The 17347-nt window shown below is 67.5% G+C and carries 16 protein-coding genes; 4 read left to right on the top strand and 12 right to left on the bottom strand.

What is annotated here, in order from left to right:
- Positions 1-3 precede the first annotated feature (3 nt).
- The 7 genes from ABIB25_RS26885 to ABIB25_RS26915 all read right to left on the bottom strand — a co-directional run bounded on the left by ABIB25_RS26885 (position 4) and on the right by ABIB25_RS26915 (position 9228).
- Entirely contained in the window at positions 4-1182 is a 1179-nt protein-coding gene (locus tag ABIB25_RS26885; RefSeq protein ID WP_354531596.1) for a glycosyltransferase family protein, read from the bottom strand.
- Positions 1179-2471, bottom strand: coding sequence for a glycosyltransferase (locus ABIB25_RS26890; RefSeq protein WP_354531597.1), 1293 nt, complete (start codon positions 2469-2471; stop codon positions 1179-1181). The genes ABIB25_RS26885 and ABIB25_RS26890 overlap by 4 nt, the downstream gene beginning before the upstream one ends.
- Positions 2472-2519: 48 nt before the next feature.
- Positions 2520-4100, bottom strand: a complete 1581-nt coding sequence (locus tag ABIB25_RS26895; RefSeq protein WP_354531598.1) for a sugar transferase — start codon at positions 4098-4100, stop codon at positions 2520-2522.
- Positions 4101-4246: 146 nt separating this feature from the next.
- A complete protein-coding gene (locus tag ABIB25_RS26900; protein ID WP_354531599.1) occupies positions 4247-5752 on the bottom strand; it encodes a tyrosine-protein kinase domain-containing protein in 1506 nt (501 codons plus the stop codon).
- A complete protein-coding gene (locus tag ABIB25_RS26905; RefSeq protein WP_354531600.1) occupies positions 5749-7071 on the bottom strand; it encodes a UDP-glucose dehydrogenase family protein in 1323 nt (440 codons plus the stop codon). The genes ABIB25_RS26900 and ABIB25_RS26905 overlap by 4 nt, the downstream gene beginning before the upstream one ends.
- Positions 7072-7815: 744 nt before the next feature.
- Positions 7816-8721, bottom strand: coding sequence for a glycoside hydrolase family protein (locus tag ABIB25_RS26910; RefSeq protein WP_354531601.1), 906 nt, complete (start codon positions 8719-8721; stop codon positions 7816-7818).
- 27 nt (positions 8722-8748) lie between these two features.
- Positions 8749-9228, bottom strand: coding sequence for a DnaJ family domain-containing protein (locus tag ABIB25_RS26915; RefSeq protein WP_354531602.1), 480 nt, complete (start codon positions 9226-9228; stop codon positions 8749-8751).
- A 445-nt stretch (positions 9229-9673) separates the two neighbouring features.
- Between ABIB25_RS26915 and ABIB25_RS26920 the strand changes: the two genes are divergently transcribed.
- Positions 9674-10822: an NAD(P)/FAD-dependent oxidoreductase gene (locus ABIB25_RS26920; RefSeq protein WP_354531603.1), complete on the top strand. Its 1149-nt coding sequence runs from the start codon at positions 9674-9676 to the stop codon at positions 10820-10822.
- Positions 10823-11174: 352 nt separating this feature from the next.
- Here ABIB25_RS26920 and ABIB25_RS26925 read toward each other — a convergent pair whose 3' ends face one another.
- Both ABIB25_RS26925 and ABIB25_RS26930 read right to left on the bottom strand, forming a co-directional pair.
- Complete coding sequence (locus tag ABIB25_RS26925) at positions 11175-11909, bottom strand: vWA domain-containing protein (RefSeq protein ID WP_354531604.1); 735 nt, start codon at positions 11907-11909, stop codon at positions 11175-11177.
- Positions 11906-12247 carry a hypothetical protein gene (locus ABIB25_RS26930; RefSeq protein ID WP_354531605.1) on the bottom strand — a complete coding sequence of 114 codons (342 nt, stop codon included), beginning with the start codon at positions 12245-12247 and terminating at the stop codon, positions 11906-11908. Before ABIB25_RS26930 ends, ABIB25_RS26925 begins: the two co-directional genes overlap by 4 nt.
- Positions 12248-12471: 224 nt before the next feature.
- Here ABIB25_RS26930 and ABIB25_RS26935 point away from each other — a divergent pair, with 224 nt between their 5' ends.
- Together ABIB25_RS26935 and ABIB25_RS26940 are read left to right on the top strand one after the other, a co-directional pair.
- Positions 12472-13350 (top strand): hypothetical protein, encoded by an 879-nt coding sequence (locus tag ABIB25_RS26935; RefSeq protein ID WP_354531606.1) that lies wholly within the window; start codon positions 12472-12474, stop codon positions 13348-13350.
- A 161-nt stretch (positions 13351-13511) separates the two neighbouring features.
- Positions 13512-14168, top strand: a complete 657-nt coding sequence (locus ABIB25_RS26940; RefSeq protein ID WP_354531607.1) for a ferritin-like domain-containing protein — start codon at positions 13512-13514, stop codon at positions 14166-14168.
- Positions 14169-14188: 20 nt separating this feature from the next.
- On the opposite strand, the gene ABIB25_RS26945 is transcribed toward ABIB25_RS26940, so the two are convergent.
- Both ABIB25_RS26945 and ABIB25_RS26950 read right to left on the bottom strand, forming a co-directional pair.
- Positions 14189-15355 carry a hypothetical protein gene (locus ABIB25_RS26945; RefSeq protein WP_354531608.1) on the bottom strand — a complete coding sequence of 389 codons (1167 nt, stop codon included), beginning with the start codon at positions 15353-15355 and terminating at the stop codon, positions 14189-14191.
- A gap of 73 nt (positions 15356-15428) precedes the next feature.
- On the bottom strand, positions 15429-16088 hold the full coding sequence (locus ABIB25_RS26950; RefSeq protein ID WP_354531609.1) for a hypothetical protein: 660 nt from the start codon (positions 16086-16088) through the stop codon (positions 15429-15431).
- 143 nt (positions 16089-16231) lie between these two features.
- On the opposite strand from ABIB25_RS26950, the gene ABIB25_RS26955 reads away from it, so the two are divergent.
- Positions 16232-16606: a hypothetical protein gene (locus ABIB25_RS26955; protein WP_354531610.1), complete on the top strand. Its 375-nt coding sequence runs from the start codon at positions 16232-16234 to the stop codon at positions 16604-16606.
- 82 nt (positions 16607-16688) lie between these two features.
- On the opposite strand, the gene ABIB25_RS26960 is transcribed toward ABIB25_RS26955, so the two are convergent.
- Complete coding sequence (locus tag ABIB25_RS26960; protein ID WP_354531611.1) at positions 16689-17105, bottom strand: hypothetical protein; 417 nt, start codon at positions 17103-17105, stop codon at positions 16689-16691.
- Positions 17106-17347 lie beyond the last annotated feature (242 nt).

A 17347-nucleotide genomic window follows, 5' to 3' on the forward strand; every position in this document is an offset into this window, starting at 1 on the left:
CACTCATCGAACTGCGACCTGCAGCACGCTCTCCGCCTGCCGGATCCGCTGCGCCCAGGAGTGCTCGAGGCTCCCTTCGCTCCGGCCGGCCGCCGCCTCCTCGGTGAACTGGATCAGCGCGAGAACCACGGCGGCCGGGAAAGCCTTCGGGCTGATCAGTCTCAGTCCGTTGTGGTGCGAACCGCTGAGGGAGGACAGCGGGGTGCTCAGCACGTCGAGTCCGGCCGCGAGATACTCGAAGACCTTCATCGGGAAGACCCCGGCGGTGTGAGCGTTCACCAGGTAGGGGATCAACCCTACCTGCGACCGGCCGACCTCACGAGCCAGCTCCTGCGGGCCGAGGTTGCCCAGGTACGTCACACCGGGATGCTCGAGCAGCGCGTTGACCCGACCGGCACCGCCGGCGCCGTCGATGGCCACCGGCCCCGCCAACGCCAGCGGCACGTCGGCATCGGCCACCGCCGTCAGCAGGTCGAAATCCACCTTGGCCGGGGTCAGGTTGCCGGCGAAGATGGCGCGGGGCAGACGGTCTCCACCGATGTTCTCGGATCCACCGTGGCCTCGATGTTCCCGGAACAACTCGACGTCGGCGACGTTCTCCCACAGCACCACATCCGACCGGCCCTGTGCGACCAGGTGGTCGCGCACGCCGGTACTGCTGGCGATCACCACGTCGGCGACCGCCAGGAGCCGGCGCTCGGCAGCCAGCAGCGCCGCGGCCGGTACCCCGGGGAAGGTATGCAGCAGGTCCACCGAGTGGTACACCACCGTGCCGGCGTGTTGCTCGAGACCGTACGTCAGGGGCGAGAACGTCCAGAGCACCGCATCCGGATCCATTCCCAGCTGCGGCAACAACATTGCCTCGACCAGACGGCGATTCACCCACCGGACTGCACGACTCCCGTGCACCGGGATCACCTTGGGCGAGACCACCGTGAGACACTCCGGTCTCGGCCGTCGCGGCCCGGGATCCCCAGCTGCGGAGTCGTCCTCGCGTGAGGGGACGAGCGCCCGGCCGATCCGCGTCAGGTCGGCGCGGTTGAGCCCGGGTCGCCGCAGGCCCATCGACTCCACGAACACGACGTCCATCCCGGCCGCCAGACCGACCGCCAGGTGCTGCTTGTTGGTCCACACCGCGCTGTCGAAGTCGGCGGTGGACAGGATCACCACGCGACGCGTCATCGCTCGCTCCCGGACAGCTTGCTCCCGGACAGCTTGCTCGCCGACATCCACCTGGTCAACTCGGAGGCGAAGACATCCGTCCCGAAACGCAGCGCCCTGGCTCGGGAGGCCGATCGGTGCAGACCGGCCACATACCCGACAGCAGAGAGCATCTCGGCCTCGGACCCGAAGTCGACAAGCGCTCCGGTCACCCCGTCGACGACACTCTCTGCGGCGCCGCCGATACGATTGGCGATCACCGGGGCGCCCGCGGCCATCGCCTCGACCGGCATGATCCCGAAGTCCTCGATCGGCGGGAACACGTAGGCGAGCGTGCGCTGGTAGAGGGCGTAGAGCATCGCGTCGCTCACCCGGCCCAGGAAGATCACCGGAACAGGGACGCTCGCTGCGATGGCCCTCAGCCGTGGCTCGTCCGGCCCGGATCCGGCCAGCACCGCCGGAAGTCCCGCAGCCTTGGCCACCCGGATCACCGTGTCCAGCTCTTTGTAGGGCACAAAACGTGAAGCACCGAGCAGGAAGTCGGCGGGTAGGGCGTCCAGGACCCGGCGCTCGCCCGGGTCGAGCCGGGAATGCCAGTCCGGCTCCGCCTGGATCCTGGCCACATCGACGGGCGGGTGCACGACCGTCGCGTCGCGGTCCCACGCCAGCCGGATGCGGTCCGCGACGAACTGGCTGTTCGCCGCGAACGACGTCGCCTCGGCGGCCCGCGAGCGGTCGATGGCCTTGAGTGGCCGGGCGGCCATCCGTTTCAGCAGACCACCGCCCCGGGCGTCCAGTTCCGGATTCCAGAGATAGCGGGCCGGGGTGTGCACGTAGACGAACTTCCGGAAGTCCCGGTCCTGGCGCGCGAACGTCACGTGGTGCGCGAACAGGTGCGAGCTCACCAGCGCCCAGTCGTAGCCGGGGTTGTGCAGTCCGCGCCAGGTGGCCGGCATCAGCGGCAGGGCGGCGGCTTTGGATCGGCGCAGAGGCGTTCTGGCGAGCCAGGTCTCGGTGATGGTCGCGTCGGGTAGCAGATCGGGTGCATCGTTCCAGAGGCAACGGACGTCGGTGTCGGGCAGCAGCCCGGACATCGCCTCGAGCACTTTTTCCGAACCGCCCATCGTGCTGATCCACTCGTGCACCAGCACTCCGCGACCAGCCGGCGGAGCAACTGGGGCCGGGGCGATCGAGAGGACCGGCGTGTGTTCGCTCCGCGGCTGCGGCACCCGGATGCGGCTGGGATTCGACACAGCCGACACAGCCGACACAGACCCGGCGAACTCGACCGAAGGCAGTGGTTGGGTCATGACAGTCTCCAAGGGGTGTGGGACGAATGGACCTGCTCTGGCCGTCGGTCAGTAGGCGCCGTCGCGCGCGACCACCGCCTTCACGGTTTTCACGAGAATTCCGATATCACCGGTGACGGACCAGTTCTCGACGTAGTAGAAGTCGAGTCGGATGCGTTCGTCGACGGAGATGTCGGACCGGCCGGACACCTGCCACAGTCCCGTCAGGCCGGGCCGGACGAGCATCCGGCGCTCCAGGAACCTGGCCACCTCGGCGCCCTCGCCGGGGACCAGCGGACGCGGTCCGATCAGCGACATCTGGCCGGCCAGCACATTGAACAGCTGCGGGAGTTCATCGATGCTGGTCTTGCGCATGAAGCGGCCGATCGGTGTGATGCGGGAGTCCTCCGCCGACTTGTAGAACACCGAGGCGGCCTGACCCGAGTTCGCCTTCTCGGCGGTGAACAGTTTGTCCGCACCGTGGGTCATGGACCGGAACTTCCAGATCCGGAACTCCTCGCCGTGTCGCCCGACCCGCACCTGACGGAAGAAGACCGGACCGGGACCGGATCTCTTGATCAGCACAGCCATCACCAGCAGCACAGGGCTGAGCAGGATCACCAGTGCCGCCGCGCCGGCGTAGTCCATCGCGGTCTTCACCGCCAGCTTGACCCCGCGGAACTGCGGCTCCTCCACCTGGAGCAGTGGCACTCCCGCAACGGGTTTCACGGTGATCCGCGCGCCGGCGATGTCTGTCACGCCCGGCGCGACGACGAGGCGGATGCCGGTGCCCTCGAGATCCCAGGACAGTCGACGCACGTCGGCCGGGACGAACCCGTCGGTCGCCGTCACCGCAACCATGTTCGCACCGGCCCGGTCGATGGCCTCCGGGATGTCGCGGATGCTGCCGAGCACCGGGAAGCGCCCGGCGGCAGCGTCATCGGAGGTCGTCTCGCTGGGCAGGACGCACAGGCCCGTCACCCGGTAGCCGGCACCGGGACTGTCGTGCAGGTGGTTCGCCAGCGCGGTGGCACTGGCCCGACTGCCGACCACCAGGACACTGGCCATCAGTTCGCCGTGCCGGCGATGGCGCCGGAGCCAGCGTCGCCACACCACGCGATTGGCGATCAGCAGGGCCAGCCCGAGCGGCACGGCGGTTGCCAGGTAGCTCCTGGCCACCTCGGCCCTGGCCAGGTACGACGCCAGCGCCACCGCCCCGAACAGCAGGAACGACGCGTTGACCACGCGGCGGTACTCGGTGGTCCCCGACCCGAGGATGCGCCGGTCCCAGGCGCCGGAGATCCAGAGCATGAAGACCCAGGCCAGCCCGAGCAGCACCGCGAACCCGGCGTAGGTCAGGGCGTCGACTCCGCCGACCCGCTCCGAGACGCCTCGTTGGCCCAGCCGCAACCACAGACTGATCGCCACCGTGGCGGCCACGACGACGACGTCCACGAAGACCAGCCGATGCAGGTAGCGCAGACTCCACGCCGGCCGCCGGTGAGCCACCGTTCGGGGTCGGACGGGTGCCACCGGCAAGAGACACGCGTCTGGCAGACTCGTCTCGGCCTCGGAGGGCCGCTGTCGTGGAATGGACTCGACCTCGGTGGTCGTCGTCGACCCTTTCGGATCGGAGTTGATGGTGGTCATGCATGCCTCGTTCCATTCGTCAACAAGTTGCGGTGCAACGTGGTTCGGCGTCGGAGCGGCGGGCTCCCGCCCCGGCGCGTCGCCGGGACCGTGTTCGATGTGTGGTGTGGATCGATGTGTGGTGTCGATCGGTGTGGTGTGTCGGCTCAGTCGGGTGGTGGACGGTCCGGGAGATCGCGTCCGGCGTCATCGGCTGCAGCGGCTCGGTCCGCACGAGCCGAGGCAGAGGCCCTTGCCACCAGAGGATCAGCCGAGGGATCGGCGACACGGGCGGCATGGCGCGGATCGTCGAAGTAGGCCCGGTTGCCATGGCCGACACCGTGATCGCGACGGACGGAGTCGGCCCCCCTGGTCGGGACCATGTTCATCACGGTGCCGAGCAGTCTGGCCTCGACCGTGTCCATCGCACCGATGGCGTTGACGATCTGATTCCTGGTCGTCGAGCCGTGCCGGACCACCAGGATCACCCCGTCAGCGTCCCGGGCGACCACAGCGCCGTCGGTCACCGGCAGCAGCGGGGCGGCGTCGATCAGCACCACGTCGAACTGCTGACGGCACCGCTCGATCAGGCCGACCATGGTCCGGCTCTCCAGCAGTTCGGAGGGATTGGGCGCGGTACTGCCGGCGACCAGCACGGTGAGATCCGAGTCTCCCCAACGCTGCATGGCTTCCGGCAGGGCGACATCACCGACCAGCACGTCGGTCAGACCGACGGAGGTGCCCAGACCCAGGTAGTGGGAGATCATCGGCTTGCGGAGGTCGGCCTCGATCAGCAGGACCCGGCGGCCGGCATTGACGAAGCTCAGCGCGAGATTGACGGTGGTGGCTGTCTTTCCCTCACCCGAGACGGCCGACGTCACCGCGATGACCTTGACCGAGACATCGACCTCGACGAACTTGATGTTGGTCCGGACCTGACGGTAGGCCTCGGCACGCAGGGAACGGGAGAACCCGTCGAGGATCACCGGGTTGTCGTCGACGTCGGTGTCGATCGGCACGAGCCCGAGGACCGGCCCTCCGGTCAGCGATCGAACGGTTGCGGTGGACCGGACCGTGGTGTCCAGCCCCTCCTTGGCCAGGGCCAGGCCGAGACCGAGGACCAGGCCGGCCAGCAGTCCGATGCCCAGGTTCCTAGCCGGCACAGGCGAAACGGCCCTGGCGCCCGGAGTCGGACCCGACACCACCTCGACCTGCACCGGGGCGGTCAGTGCTCCCTTGGGTGTCTCGATGCCCTTGACCAGCACCGGGAACTGGGTCGCGAGCGATGCTCCGATCCTGTTGGCCTCGTCCTGCGAGGTGTCGGTGACGGTGATGTTGATCAGCACGGTGTTGACGTCCGCCGACGCCCTGATCTTCGAGATCACCTGGGCTGGAGTGAGTGTGAGGCCGGAGTCGGTGATCACCAGTCTGGCGAGCTTCTCGGTGCCGAACAGTTCGACGTAGCTGTCCACCCGGCTGCGCCCGAACTGATCACCCTGCACCGCGGCGAGCACACCGTCGGACGGCGTGTTGGCGTAGAAGCGAACGGTGGTCTGGTACTCGGGTTGGGCATTCATCGTGACGAACGCGCCGGCGGCCAGCGCGGCCAACCCGCTGGCCACCACCAGCCACCAGTACTTGCGGATCGCGATGGCCGCGGAGAGAAGGTTCATGCCGCCGGCCTTCCGACGCTGCGGACGATCCAACCGGCGGATCGCCAGCGCCCGATGTCCAGCACGTTCCGAGCGTCGAGGACGACGGCGGATCGCACCACCCCCGCCAGTGCAGTCGGATCGGCGTCCCGGTAGTGGTCCCACTCGGTGGCGACGACCACGAGATCTGCTGACCAGCAGGCGGATTCGATGCTGTCGGCGTACTGCAGCGTCGGGAAGACCCGGCGCGCGTTCGCCATCGCCTCGGGATCGTGGACGACAACCCGTGCCCCGCGGAGATGCATGGAGGCCGCCACGTTCAACGCAGGGGAATCCCGCACATCGTCGCTGTTGGGCTTGAACGCCGCGCCCAGGACGGTCACGTTCTTGCCGAGAAAGGTTCCACCGAGAAGGTTCCGGGCCAGTGCGGCCGTGCGCTCGCGCGCCTGCATGTTGATCTCGTCGACCTCCCGGAGCAAGCCGAGCACAGACTGGGCACCGATCTCACCGGCGCGGGCACGGAAGGCGCGGATGTCCTTGGGCAGGCAACCACCGCCGAATCCCAGACCTGCCGAGAGGAACTTCGGTCCGATGCGCGAGTCGTGTCCGAGCGCGGTGCTCAGCATGCGGACGTCCGCACCACTCGCCTCGCACACCTCGGCCATCGAGTTGATGAAGGAGATCTTGGTCGCCAGGAAGGCGTTGGCGGCCACCTTGACCAGCTCCGCCGTTGCGAAATCAGTTTCCAGGCAGGGCATTCCCTGCTGGAGAATCTCCGCGTAGACCTCGTCGAGGACGGCCCGGACGTGGTCGCTCTGCACACCGAACACCAGGCGGTCCGGGTGCAGGGTGTCCTTGATGGCCAACCCCTCGCGGAGGAACTCCGGATTCCATGCCAACTCGACCCTTCCAGCGTCGATCGGGCTCGTCTTGGACAGCCGATCGCTCAGCTCGGAGGCGGTACCGACGGGGACGGTTGACTTCCCGACGATGACACACGCCCGGGTCAGGTGGGCGACCAGAGCGTCGAAGGCCTCGTGCAGGTAGGTGAGGTCGGCGCTGTACGAGCCGGGCCGCTGCGGGGTGCCGACGCAGAGGAAGTGCACGTCCGCAAATTCAGCGGCGTCCTCGATCCGATCGGAGAAGCGCAACCGGCCGGAGGCGAGGGTCCGCTCGAGCAACTCGGGCAGTCCGGGTTCGAAGAACGGCGCCCGACCCGACGCGAGCAGTGCGATCCTCGCCGGGTCGATGTCAACACCGATGACGTCGTGACCGATCTCCGCCATGCAGGCGGCATGCACTGCGCCCAGGTATCCCGTTCCGATGACGCTGACCTTCATTCGGGTTGCTCCGTCCACGTTGCACTGCACCATGTCTGGACTCATCCAGGACGGACTGGCAGCAACGTTGCTGGTGCGTCCGATCGCCCTCTGGACGTCGTTCCACCACACCGGTGTGCGGGTGGGTGGCACGTCGTCGATTTCTCGAGAGGGTCGATACACACTGCGAGGCAGTTCAACTCGCCTCACTGGGGCGTTCGGCACGGTTCCGGCCGATCACTTGAACCAAACAGTAGACGGACACACAAGGGGGGTCCGTCGAGCAGTCCTCGCTCCGACCGTTCGTACAGGGACACGGCGTGCCTGTCGGATCAGCCGATCAGTGGGCACCCACCGACTGCCACACCGCGGGACTACCGGGAGTGACCATTTCACCCTCCTGTGCACCGGACGACGGCTGGTTCATCCAAAATTCACAAAGCAACCGCCGCTGCGCATTTCCACAGGTCATCCACACGTCACGGTTCGAGAACAGGGATGCAGACGGGGCCGGGGATGCCACCAGGGGGTTCTCGGAGGGGCGAATTCGGCCACGACCCCAAAGAGCGCGGGTGACTTGAACCTCATCCTCTCGATTCGGTCACTTCGCTGGTTGACCCGGACCTCCTGCTCGGTAGGAGATCTCGCGGCCGGGTTCGCTGCAATGCAGTGCATGCGATAGACCCTGACGACTCGATGGCCAAGCCCCGCCCCCCGTCAATTGGCTCGAGTCCTCGGCGCAGACGTCGGTGATCAGCGTTCGAATTACGAGTCGGGTGGCAGAAGTTGGGTCCTCAACTCGTGGGAACCGTCAGGTCGTGCACCCTCGTAGTGGATCCGCGTTCCGCCGCCCGGATCGGCGACCGCGGAGAAGTAGCGCAGGCCACCAGAACCGAAGGGGGACGAAAAGACCGGGGCGTCGGCTGCGATCCACGGCCCTGCCGTCGAGTCGGCCAGCGCAGCCCCGGTCCGTTCCTCCCAGTTCTCCGCCTCGGACGCCCGCCCGTCGTAGAGCGCCAGCACGCCGTCGGACAATGGAAGTACTGCGGAGAACCTGACGCCGCGGGCATCCCAGGTACCTGGCCGCCCGGCCAGTGCTGTGCCATGCCAGGTCCAGTCGATGCCGTCCCCGCTGATCGCATATTCGGTCGTCATCCGATCCGTGGCGTCCGAATCGTCCAGCGGATGACAGGAAGCCCAGAGTTGCCAACCGTTCTCGCCGCGGAGGATCACCGGATCCTTGACGGCCGTGCGGGCATCGCCCGGGAGGACGGTCACGGGAACCGCATCGGGAAGCTCCTCGACGGACTCCGCCTCGAGCAGATCCACCCGCCAGTGCTTGCTGCCCGGCGTCGCGCAACTCAGGTAGAGGCGCCAGGTGTGGTCGGTCCGGACCAGGCACGGCCGCTCCAGCGAGTCGGCGTGGTGGCGCTCCCGGTCGATGACGGCCAGGGTTTCCAGGTGCACACCGTCGACCGACCGCGCGATGACGTTGGCGAACCCCCGTCCCTCGCCCACCGGTCGACGCAGCCGATACGCGAGGTAGAGGACGCCGTCATGGTTGACCGCGCTGGGCCCGCCCACCCAGGAACCGGGCCCACCGACCTCCGGCGCGAGCACCGTCTCCCCCGCGTTCCAGTCGAGCGCGCCCAGGAAGTCGGATCGGGTCATCTGCAGGTCCGGAGAATCTGCCACCGGTCAGCGCCGCCCGAACCACCGGCGCCGCCCCACGGGCGGCTCAGGAACGTTTGCCACCGGCGTCGCCGTCGCCGCTCGCGCCCGCCGCCAGGCGATCACCACGTCGTCCGCGTCAACCGGCATCAACGTCATCGACGGTCCCTCCGCCGGTTTCCTCAGTACGTCGACGATCCGCTGGTTGAGCTTGGCCACCACCTCGCGTACCTGCGCCTCGGTGCGGAGTTTCGCCACCGTCGCCGGGAGATCCTGGGCCTCCTTGCGGAGGGCGAGGGCCGGCGGCAGGAACGGGACCCCGGAGATGCCCTCGCGCAACATGTATTGCCGTAGCCACCAGTTCTCGTCCCGCGGCCCGCCGATGTCACCCAGCGGCTTGCCCGCGCCGGGGAGATCGTCGAACACTCCGCGCTCCTCCGCTTCGCGGATCTGCCGTTCGACGATGCGCTCGATCCGGCCGCCGGCTCCCTGCCCTGGCTGGCTCATTCCGCTCCCCTTTCCGGTGGCTACGTCCTTCATCGACGGTAACCCGCCACCGACGGACCTACGTCACCCACCACGTTGACGGACATCTGGACCTTTCTGACGGCCCGATCGAGTCGCCTACCTTCTGATGACCAGCTGGCCTCGGAGCCAACGCGGCCTCGGCCAACCCCGTCGCCCACTACGTCACAGCGTCCTCGGCTGCGCCGCTGTCGACCGGTGGAGTCGTCACGGTGAGCATTGCCAACCTCCCGGTGGACGCCACCCAACACGTTCACCGGCTACGCCAGTGCGAGCCTGTCCGCCGCCTGATCAGTGAAGTGACACCAGAGGACGCCTCCATAAGACGTACCGAATGAAGTCCCGAGGGCCGCGGTCGTATTCCGACCGTGGCCCTCGCCATACCCCGAATCGGTCGCAGCCGGTCCACGGTGAGAGAGTCGCAACCATGACACGGGTGGTGGTGATCGGCGCCGGAATCGTCGGAACGGCGGCCGCGCATCGACTCGCCGCCGGCGGGGCGCAGGTGACGGTCTTCGACAACGGCGCCATCGGCGGGGCGACCGCAGCCGGAGCCGGCATCATTGCCACCATCAGCTCCCGGGTCACCGACCTGGATGTCGCGTCCTTCCGCTTCGCCGCCGCCCGCCACTACCTCGAACTTGTCGAGACCTGCACCGCAGCAGGTATTTCCGGACATTCCTACGCACCGGTCGGTCAGCTGTCGATTGCCTTCGACGACGCCGAACAGGCCGCGCTGGAGGTCGACTTCGATCGGGCCACCGAGCTCGTCGGGAGATTCGGCCCTTCCTCGGTCGGAACCCCGGAACTACTGACCGCCGCGGAGGTCTCACGGCGCTACCCGATGATCGCCCCCACCCGGGGCGGACTACTGCTGCCCGAGGTGGCCAGGGTCGACGGCGACGTCATGCGCCGCAGCCTGCTGCAATTGGCGGTCGCACACCGCGCCACTGTCGTCACCGGAACAGCCCACCCGGAGATCCACGACGGGCGTGTCACCGCCGTCAGCTCCGAGCACGGCCGCTTCGAGGCCGACGTGGTCGTCGTCGCGGCCGGGGCGTGGTCCGGAACGCTGATCCCATCCCTCGCCGGAATTGTCGAGCCGCAACGCGGGCAGATCGTGCACCTGCACCTGCCGGGCGCCTCGGCCCTGCCCACCCTCGACACCGCCGCCGGTCACTACCTCTTGACCTTCCCCGGCGACCACGTGGTGATCGGCGCAACCAGGGAGACCGGCAGCGGATTCGACGCCGAGCTGACCGCCGGCGGTGTGGCACAGGTGCTGGCGCAGGGGATGTCGCTGGTGCCTTCCCTCGCCCAGGCACGGTGGATCGAGGCCAGGGTCGGGCTGCGGCCGGCCAGCCGGGACGGTTTTCCGATCCTCGGCCAGGCCCCCGGCGTCGACGGTCTGTGGCTGGCCACCGGCATGGGCCCGAGCGGCCTGACGCTCGGCCCCTACTGCGGATCCGTGGTGGCCCAGCATGTTCTTGCCGACCACAGTGTGCCGACCCAGGCGACGGACGCCGAAGTCCGCGCTCCGGCCATTCCTCGGGCATACCAACCCGCCCGGAGCTGAGCCGGTCGTGGGTGGATACCGCCCTCAAGCGGTAGTGGCGTGACGCCGGTGCCTGCGGGTCACTGCGACCTGGCCGATGGCATCGACTCTGCTCGAACTCCTTGCTCCGATCACTCGATGGAGTGCACTGATGAGCAACCCGGCCAGCCCTCGAGGAATTCTCTTGCAATCGCTGGGCCCAAGTACTGTGCATTCGATCCAAATGATTCACGCGGAGAAGCCAAGATGGCTGGACTATTCCTTCCGTCGAATTCGTGTTCTTGTGCTCTCCTTCGTTCTCCTCACACCGCTTGTGACGGTACTGAGGTGCACTCACCACCTCGGTTTCGGCCGAAACGATCCGACAGCGTCGTCACCTGCGCCGGATGGTGCCTCTCGATCGACCTGGGGGTCGGTCACCGACCACCACGTCAGGGGCATCGTCAGCCACCGGCGCAGCAGCAGCGCGTTGTTCAGGCGAGTAGAGAATGGCCTGACGAGCCGCGGCCGGAGCCATCCCGCCGGCGACGGCGTCACGGAGGGAAGCCGAGGCCGCACTGTAGGCCGTCATGGCCGCTTCGACGTTGCCGGTGCCGGTCCCGTAGGTCAGGGACCGGCCGGCCGGAATGCCCATGCTGCCGCCGACCTCGATCGCGTCCTGGTTGGCACCCATGTAGGAGAACGTCCAGTCGTACTTGTTCTCCTGGTCCTCGATCAGCGCCTTGATCGCCGGCCGCGTCCATTCCTGCGACGCGTTCTCCATCCCGTCCGTCATGATCCCGAAGATCACCGAGGCCGGCCGCTCCTCTTCCTTCATCCCGGCAAGGTAGGCACCGGTCGACCGGACGAGGGCGGCGATCGAGTCGTTCAACGCCGTGGATCCGCGCGGCTGCAGATCGAGCTTCGGCACGGTCTGCAGGTCCCGTCCGGCGTAGACCTCTTCGTACTGGTCGTCGAACTGCGCGAGCGTGACGGTGCAGCGCCCCGGCTGCTTGCGCTGCGACTCGATGTAGGCGTCGAAGCCGCCTTCGGTGTCGGACTTGATGCTCATCATCGAGCCGGACCGGTCGAGCAGAAACGCGATGTGCGTGTAGTTCGTATCCGTCATGTTGTCCTCCTGCGTGGGGTGAACGTGAACTTCTTCTGATCGGCCCTGGCCACTGCGATCGCCTCGGCCGTCACCTTCCCGCCCTCGGCATAGGGGGCGAGCGCCGCCGACCGGGCCAACCGCGGCGGGACGCTGTTCGGCGCCACCTGGGCGGACAACGCAATGGTCCGCATCGAGGCACCGCCCAACGCGGCCCTTGCCATCGTCTCGTCGAGCGCAGCGGTGATGTGCTCCTGCGCCCTGGTCAACAGTTCGGTCAGCTCGACCTCGGATTCGGGCACCGGCAGCTCCAGCAAAGCCCTTGCTGCGTCGATGTTCTCGATCAGTGGGTCGGTCATGGCCGAACTCTACACGCAGGATCTGCACATGCGCAACTATTGCGCATGTGCGCTTTCTGCATGGCCACTACCATCACACCGTGATGGCACGCGACGGCCTCTCGATTCCGGATAGCCGACCGCCAGGGCCCGGCTTCGGCAAGCCATCGGTGCTCGCACAACGAATGCAAGCTGCACACCTCGCTCGAGAAGGCACCTGTGCGCATCTTTCCGGGAGGCCAGCAATGCATCGCTCGACGCCGTGGTGGTTGGTCAGCGGTGTGATCGTCGCCGTCATCGCATCCGCCTGTACCAGCACCTCGGGCGTGGCGAAGTCGAGTGCCCAGGTTTCGGGTGGCGCGATCACGAGCAGTTCGGCGGCCGGGTCCGGATCGGCAGTGTCGTCCGCCGCGCCAGCCGCGAACGTCTTCTCCTGCCCGACTGCCGCCAACATCAACGCCCTGACGGCCATGCAGTTCGCCGCCGCGGTCGGCAACGGCTCCGGCCACTGCGAGTACGTCGTCACGACGGGATCCACCCAGGCCGCGCGCGTCACGATCGACCATCCTCCCGCCTCTGCCACCACGGCGAACGAGACGCTTCCGCAGTTCCAGGCGGCAGTGGCCGCGGCCGGCAACGTGGTGCTGACCACGGCGCCCCAGTACTCGTCCCAGGCGTTCATCGCCCAGTTCGGCAACCTGTCGTGTTCGGTGTTCGCTCTGGCCGTCGACGGTCAGGTGATGCAGGTACAGGCGTCGCACCGATCGCCTGCGACGGTGGACGATTGCTCGCTGGCGCAGTCGGCGACCGCCCTGACCGGTACGGCCACGATTGCAGTCGCGCCGAAATCCGCAACAACACCAGACTCCGGCTCGGTGCCGTCGAGCCAGGTCCCGGCATCGCAGAGCCCGGTGGTCGGCACGCCGACTCCGGTCACGACGGCCCCGGCTGCCTCGCTGCCCACCCCCACCCCGTCGACCGGGCGCGTTGCCACAACGGCACCGCCCACCACATCGAAGCCGGCCGGTACCCCGACCTCACCCAGCGAAGTGCTGATCTTCTCGACGGGACCGGCGGTCAGCCTGACCCTGCCGACTCCTCGCACCACGGCCACCTCACGCTGAACGCCCGTCCGGTCGGTCACCCCGCCGACAAATCACTGCAGCAGACGAAATTACTGCACCAGACGGGTGACGAAGGCGATGTTCGCCCATCCGATTCGCGCCCGCGGCCGAATCGAGCACAAGGTCAAGACCGCGAACGAGGTTGATGGGTGGATCGAACGATGGTTCAAGAGGCATTCCTGCACGGACGTCCTGTACTCGAGTTCCAAACCGGGCACGACCGTCGATCATTCTTGAAGTGGGCGGGCCTGGTCGGCGTCGGTGCGTCGCTGGTGGCCGGCGGCCTGCTGGAGGCTCCCACCGCGGCTGACGCCGGCGAGATCCTGTCTTCTGCGAAGGCCGGCGGCGACATCGACATCCTCAACTACGCGTTGGTGCTGGAGTACCTCGAGCTGGACTTCTACGTGACCGGGCTGTCCCGGAACCTGCTGAAGGGACGCGACCTGGAGCTGGTGAGTGCGATCTCCGATCACGAGACCCAGCACGTCGCCGCCTTCACCGCGGCGATCAAGACCCTCGGTGGGACGCCGATCACGCGCCCGAAGTTCAACTACCCGGCCAACAGCTGGCTCAGCCGCGACGGCATGTTGAAGAACGCCTCCACGTTGGAAGAGCTGGGCGTGTCGGCCTACCAGGGCCAGGTGCCACTGATCCAGAACGCCGACGTCCTCGAGGCCGGCGCGGCGGTCGCCGGCGTCGAGTCCCGTCATGCCTCGGTGCTGGCCACCCTGATCGGCCGGAAGCCGTTCCCCTCCCCGATCGAGGAACACCGCCCCATGGCCGAGGTACTCGCGGCGGTCAAACCCCTCCGGGCTTGAGCTGATCTCGACGAACAGGGCTACTTCTGCAGCGCTGCGATTTCGCCGAGCAGTTGCAGCTTGTCCTTCTTGGCCTTCAGCTGGGCCAGTTCGGCTGCCGCCGGGTCGACTTTCGGCCCGGTGACCCCGGTGATCGCGCCCTGCAGGTCGTTGATGCCACCGGCGAAGGCCTTGGGTACACCCGCCAGCGCCGCCAGCGCGTCACCCGCCCCGCTGGACCGCGCGTTGCCGATGACGATCGGCGTGCCTGCGTCGCCCATGGTCACGCTGGCCGAACTGTGCGAGAACAGACCGCCCTTGGCCAGCGGCAGACCGGCGTGATCACAACGCTTGTCGAGGATGTCGGTGTCGGTCCGGCGTACCACCGAGGGGTTCGAGCGGTCCTTGTCGCACGTCCACACCGTCAGTTGGCTGCGCCGCGGTCGGCGGTACCAGATCTGCTCCTCGGCACCCTGTTGAAAGGGATCGTCGGAAGTCTGGCTGTCCGGCGCGTGAGGGATGGTGGCCATCAGGTGCAGCGTGTCCCACACCTCCCAGGCCCTCGGGTACGTCTGGGCGTCGAACGCGTTCTCGAAGTGTTCCGCGGTCGGCAGCTCGGCGATGTCCAGCACGACCGTGTGGGTCTCGACGACGCTCTCGCCGTCGGAGAGCCACTGGGCACGCTCGGCCCTCAGGCGCGTCAGCTGGCCGCTCACCAGGGTCAGGGCCTTCTGGATCGCGTCGAGACCGGCGGCCGGCGGCAGGCGATCGGCGGCCACGTCCGTCAACAGACCCGAAAGTGTCTGGGCCAGAGCATCTTCCTGAGCGGTCAGGCCGTCGAGCAGTGCCTGCTGCGGGAAGGCCCCGTCGTCGACGGACTTGAAGATGCTGAGGATCGGTACCAGCTCGCCGACCAGGGCAGCGACTGCGCCGAGCAGCTTGGGGCCCTGCCCGGTGAACTCGGTCGACGAACCGGTCAGCCGTCCGTCCTCGGAGAAGTGCAGGGTGAACTCGCTGTCGGCGAAGAACTCCTCCTCGACGGCCAGCACCAGCGGATTCCCCATCAGGTCGGCACGCACGAGTTGCGTCGCCTCGGCGGACCACGTGGTGCTCCCCGACCCATGTGCGGGCTTCGTCACGGTCCTCGTGCCGGTGAACTGCACGGCGGTGGTGGGAAGTCGATAGTGGAAGTTCTCGGTCGCGGACATGGGTCGGGCCCCTTCGATCGACGGCTGTCGGAAGGCGAGCATAAGGGACAAATCGCCCATGCGCCTGGTAGCTTCAGCCGTGGGCCATCCAGCTCCACAGACCGTTGGCGGCTTGAGGTGCCTTCACCCCTGTCAGAGTCTGCAGGTCAAGGGCGGCTCTGAACTGCCACAGCAGCCCGGACCGCCCGTCCTGCATCACTTCTCGTAGTTCCCGCACCGCCAGGTCATGACCACCCGTGCGCGCATGCACCAGAGCGAGATACCGGCGTACCGGGCCCAGGTCGATCACACCGAGACCGAGCACCACATGATCGTCGGCCTGCCGGGCCAACACGTCGGAAGCAGCCACGAGCACGTCCTGCTGCTCGAGGATGAAGGCCGCCTCCACCGCGATGGCCACCCCCAGGAAGTGGAGCGAGTCGGTGCGGCCCAGGGCGATGTCGTCCGTCAGGGTGGCCAGAAGGTCCCGCCCGGCCTCGTGGTAGCCGGCGATCGCCAACGCGAGTGCCCGGGCAGCAGTCCAGACGAACGGAGGACCGGGGAGGCCGTCGGTATTGTGCCCGAAGCCGCTGAAATCGCCGATGACCCAGCCCAGGCAGAAGAGATGGCCGGAGTGGGCGACGATCGCCCCCGGGATGCCGGTTTCCATTCCGCGGCCCAGGGCGGTCGCAGCTGCCTGCGAGGCCTGTGGGAGGTCGCCCCGGAGGAACGGCAGCGTGAAGCGCGCCGCCAACCCGATCCACTCCGAGTAGGGTCGAACAGACCGGCGACGGTGCCCGCGTGTCCGGCCGACACCGCTTCGTAGATTGCCTCCTCGAACAGCATCAGTTGCATCAGTGCGGCCTCGGCCGGCAGCCTCGAAGCCAGGGACACCAAGTGGGCGACGTCAGCCTCCGTGGCCCGGAATCGATATCCGAACAGCGATTCGACCTGCACGATCTCCGCCAGCAGATCCACCCGATCCAGCTCTGCCGCCATCGGTCTGGCCGCATCGAGGTAGCCCCGGGCATCATCTTGTCGACCGGTCGCTGCCGCACACCGCGCGGCAAGCACCGACAGCTCTGCGACATCGTGGAGCCGGCCCGATACTGCTGGGACACGAAATACCTGGCGTATTTGCCGAGAGGCACCTTCCAGGCCCGACTTCCGTTGCTGGTGCCGGCCAGCGTGCTCACGGTCTGCCCTGCACTCCCGGCCCAATACTGCTCGGAGGTGTTTCCGCTCCATGCAGTGTGGTTGCTCGCGTTGTAGAAGCAGGCCGTCACCCACGCGTAGTTGACAACCGCAGCCTTGGTCACGTGAGCGGGTGCGGCGGAGGCCTGCGCGGTCGAGGTCAGACCGACATGAACGTCAGTGCGACGACAAGGGCTCCTACCCCGGCCATGAGGGTGCGCAGATGCCCTCGTCCGGCGGGGTTCTCGTGCCGGGGGGACGGAGTTTCTGACGTCTGCACCTCCTGGCGGCCAACGGACGGGGCGATGATGTCAGTGGTGCTGGGAGATGCAGTGAAACGGATGATGCCGGTCATGTGGAGCTCCTTGGTGACAGAGGTGAAGGGCTTGTTCCCGGGCTCGGGCTGCTGGCGCGGGGGTGAAGCAGTGGTGGTCGTCCCTCCATCGGAGGTGTCGATGCCTCCGGCAGTGATGCCGGCGGCGCACGAATCGACGCCGAGGGCGCTGTTGTCGATGAATCCGTTGCGACGTAGGCGCTTTGCGCCTCGAGCGCAGAAATCGCTGTGGACAGTGGTCATGTGATCCCTCCTCCGACCGGACTTGAACCTGAGAACTCGGTCAGTCTCGGAGGAGGGTGCAAAACCGTTGCAAAGCCGGCGGGCAGCGCTGGGCAACGCGCCGCCGATGGCGAACAGCGGCAGGATGGCCACGCTTAACATTTGTTTTAACTGGTCAGGTCTGAGGCCTCGGATCGGCTCCGACCTACCTCGTGATCGACATTTGTTTCTGAAGTTCCACGGAGTGTCGGCGCGCCACGAAA

This window comes from Nakamurella sp. UYEF19, assembly GCF_040546275.1.
Lineage (GTDB): Bacteria > Actinomycetota > Actinomycetes > Mycobacteriales > Nakamurellaceae > Nakamurella.

Bases quoted from the DNA above. Each gene is read 5' to 3' on its own strand.
- ABIB25_RS26885 (WP_354531596.1), bottom strand. From the start codon at position 1,182: ATGACGCGTCGCGTGGTGATCCTGTCCACCGCCGACTTCGACAGCGCG.
- ABIB25_RS26890 (WP_354531597.1), bottom strand. From the start codon at position 2,471: ATGACCCAACCACTGCCTTCGGTCGAGTTCGCCGGGTCTGTGTCGGCT.
- ABIB25_RS26895 (WP_354531598.1), bottom strand. From the start codon at position 4,100: ATGACCACCATCAACTCCGATCCGAAAGGGTCGACGACGACCACCGAG.
- ABIB25_RS26900 (WP_354531599.1), bottom strand. From the start codon at position 5,752: ATGAACCTTCTCTCCGCGGCCATCGCGATCCGCAAGTACTGGTGGCTG.
- ABIB25_RS26905 (WP_354531600.1), bottom strand. From the start codon at position 7,071: ATGAAGGTCAGCGTCATCGGAACGGGATACCTGGGCGCAGTGCATGCC.
- ABIB25_RS26910 (WP_354531601.1), bottom strand. From the start codon at position 8,721: ATGACCCGATCCGACTTCCTGGGCGCGCTCGACTGGAACGCGGGGGAG.
- ABIB25_RS26915 (WP_354531602.1), bottom strand. From the start codon at position 9,228: ATGAGCCAGCCAGGGCAGGGAGCCGGCGGCCGGATCGAGCGCATCGTC.
- ABIB25_RS26920 (WP_354531603.1), top strand. From the start codon at position 9,674: ATGACACGGGTGGTGGTGATCGGCGCCGGAATCGTCGGAACGGCGGCC.
- ABIB25_RS26925 (WP_354531604.1), bottom strand. From the start codon at position 11,909: ATGACGGATACGAACTACACGCACATCGCGTTTCTGCTCGACCGGTCC.
- ABIB25_RS26930 (WP_354531605.1), bottom strand. From the start codon at position 12,247: ATGACCGACCCACTGATCGAGAACATCGACGCAGCAAGGGCTTTGCTG.
- ABIB25_RS26935 (WP_354531606.1), top strand. From the start codon at position 12,472: ATGCATCGCTCGACGCCGTGGTGGTTGGTCAGCGGTGTGATCGTCGCC.
- ABIB25_RS26940 (WP_354531607.1), top strand. From the start codon at position 13,512: ATGGTTCAAGAGGCATTCCTGCACGGACGTCCTGTACTCGAGTTCCAA.
- ABIB25_RS26945 (WP_354531608.1), bottom strand. From the start codon at position 15,355: ATGTCCGCGACCGAGAACTTCCACTATCGACTTCCCACCACCGCCGTG.
- ABIB25_RS26960 (WP_354531611.1), bottom strand. From the start codon at position 17,105: ATGACCACTGTCCACAGCGATTTCTGCGCTCGAGGCGCAAAGCGCCTA.